The sequence below is a fragment of the Photobacterium aphoticum genome (genome assembly GCF_001029435.1).
In the GTDB taxonomy this organism is placed as follows: Bacteria; Pseudomonadota; Gammaproteobacteria; order Enterobacterales; family Vibrionaceae; genus Photobacterium; species Photobacterium aphoticum.
In genome coordinates this window covers 1-3,040 of record NZ_LDOV01000069.1, presented here as the reverse complement: position 1 = coordinate 3,040, position 3,040 = coordinate 1, and the positions used below count along the sequence as shown (strand labels likewise).

The following is a 3,040-nucleotide window of genomic DNA, read 5'->3' as shown; positions in this document are numbered from 1 at the left end:
ACATGCTCAGGCTCAGGCTCAGGCTCAGGCTCAGGCTCAGGCTCAGGCTCAGGCTCAGGCTCAGGCTCAGGCTCAGGCAAAAAAACACACGACGTCAAGCACTGCCACTCAACCTCCATTGCCACAAGGCTGGTTGACCGTATTGACGCAACGCTGGTTAGCCCATGTTAAACAACATTGGCTGGTCTGGCTGGGAGGGCTGGCCATGGTGGTCGGTGCCGGTTATTTGATGCAGGTGGTGGGCAGTAAATTCACGATCCCGGCTGCGCTTCGCATGCTGCTTGCCGCTGGATTATCTCTCTTATTAATGGGGGCAGGTGAATGGTTGCACCGGAAAATAGTAACGCTCAAAACCGCTTATTTACATAAAAAATCGGACGCCTATATCCCAGCTACGCTCTATGCCGCAGGGATGAGCGGGTTATACGGTACGTTCATTTTCGCCGCTGTGAAGCATCAATTGATCGCCCCCTCCGTAGCCCTTATCGCAATGGCGAGTCTGGCACTAGGTGGATTATGGTTCAGTTTGCGGCTCGGCCCATTGATGGCCGTATTAGGGATCATTGGGGGGTATTCCGCCCCACTTTGGATAGGCGGCAGTGAACCCAATTTATTCCTGCTCACCACCTATGTTTGTGTTATCACGCTGGCTAGTCTGGCGCTGATACAAAAAAGTCCAATCCGTTGGCTGATCAGTGGTGTGATCCTCGGGCATTCGCTGTGGTTAAGTTTGATTGCGGTGACCATTTCCCCTGAACAACGCTTTACCTGGTTCGTGACCTTTATCCCCATCAGCACTTATTTGATGGTTTTCGTACCACGCATGGGATGGGCACTGCATTTTCGCATCATGCATCGAGCACGCTGGCCATTTTTCCATCCGGCGTTCTCTGCTCTCTTGCTAATGATGATCACGTACCTCACCGTGTGCTTTGCTGAGCCCCTGACGACACAGAGTCTGCTGTTATTCGTACTGCCTTTCGCCTTATTGATCCTGCCCGCTTGGCGGTATGGCCGTGCGCCACGGATCTATGTCTCCACTATCCTCGTGGCCATGCTCTGTATTGAATTTCTGACCCGCCATCTCGCACAAGCCGAAGGTATAAACACGGTATGGGTGTTGCTCATCAGTGCCGCACTGATTGTATTGGTAATTTGCCGTGTGATCGGCCAATACTATCAGGGTGATCATGCTCGATCACAGCAATGGATAACGATCTTTGCCGGTCCTGTCATGTTAATCGGCTCACTCATTTGGATCGATCAGGCGCATCCGGATCACCGACTCATTTGGACGGTCTTTACCATGGTCTGCGCGATAGGGTTAGCCTACTTTGCCCTGTATCAACGTCGCATCACGACCCGCCTGTCTGCCAGCCTGCATGGGGTACTACTGACCGTCAGCGCCATCTACCTCACTGGCAGCGCTTTCACCTTCGCATTGGCACTGCAAGTGTTGTTGATTGCCTGTCAGCAATATAAGTCGTGGTTCACGCCTCATGCCGTCACGATTAAAGTACTGATGTCGCTGCTGATCTTACGCATTACGCTGGTGCCGTTTATACCAGGCCTACAAACGGCCTTTACGCCGGAATGGACATGGATGGTACTCTCTGTCTTACCGACTTTGGCCGTACTGCTTGTCACTCGGTATGTATTACTCAAACACAATGCGACACTGCGTGCCTGGTTCGATGCCGCCACGTTACATGTCAGCGTGATCCTGCTGTTTGCCCAAACAAACTACCTCGTACTGGGCAGCTATAACTTCCTGCTGGATGGCGATTTTTACAGTGTCGCCTTGTTCGCGGGACAAACACTGGCACTGGGGGCGGTCTACCACTATAAGTCCCGCCATAGCACCCAACTACACCGCCTGTACCAAGGTTACGCACTCGCGTTGTTCAGCTTAGCTGGCCTACTCGCGCTGAGCCTCAATACCGCTTACCAGCCCCTTTTACACGAGGATATCTCTGGGGCTGATTGGCCATTATTTAACGGACTGACACTGGGTTGGGCACTACCGGCCTTACTGGCCATTGGCTGCGCTCAATACCGGTGGTATCCAACGCCGCTGCGGGCCTCATGGCTTTATACGGCAGGCTCCGTACAGTTGGCACTTTGGGCGTTGTATTCCATTCGACAGTTTTGGCAAACCGACACACTCCGCTTAAGTGCAGCAACCAGCATGGCGGAACTATTCACCTATTCTGTGGCGCTGATCATCGCTGGCGCGCTCTTTACTTATTGGGGCGTACAACGACAACATCCTCGCATACAGCAAGTGGGATTGATCACCATCGGAATTGCGGCTTTCAAAGTGTTCTTGTGGGATGCCGCTGCATTAGAAGGATTATGGCGTGCGATGAGTTTCCTCGGTCTGGGCGCCTCTCTGATTGCCCTCGGTTGGTTGTTTCAGCACCTGCAACGATCACCCACCGATGTCGAGCACGCACCACCGACTGCCTCAAAGTCATCATAGTTAACGTCCCTTTTAGAACAGATAGCCCTATAAAGACAAAAAGCCCTGCTGGAGACAACAGGGCTTGCACACAATCGGGACTCATTTCCTTGAAAGGGAAACCCTTTCACCTAAAACGACAAAACCCAGTCCGAAGACTGGGTTTCTTAATAAGTAGCGGAACGGTGGGGACGCCTAGTCTGGGGTTATCCGGCCGAAGGACGGACATTCAAAATTATTCAAATACGAAAAAGCCCTGCTATTTCTTGCGGGCACGCCCAGTGAGGGCTTTCGAAGAAGTGGCGGAGTGGCCGGGGTCGCGCACGACTGGAGCTCAACGCGCACGGCCAGTCGGGGCTGGCCATCCAGCCGCGACCTAGAGACCGTAGGGCTCTCTGGGAGAGGTATATAGCAAAAAACCCTGTCGTTTCCGACAGGGTTTCTTAATAAGTGACGGAACGGCCGGGGTCGCGCACGACCGGGACTCAAGCCGAAGGCTCGTGAGAGTCCATCCAAAATACTACAAACGATAAAAAGCCCCGCTATTTCTAGCGAGGCTTCTTAATAAGTGGCGGAGCG

Annotated in this window: 1 protein-coding gene; it reads left to right on the top strand. The window is 53.0% G+C overall.

Annotation, left to right across the window (positions count from 1 at the left end):
• Positions 1-2,482, top strand: a 2,482-nt coding sequence (locus tag ABT58_RS23060; protein ID WP_205625342.1) for a DUF2339 domain-containing protein, incomplete at its 5' end; no start/stop codon positions are given.
• Positions 2,483-3,040 lie beyond the last annotated feature (558 nt).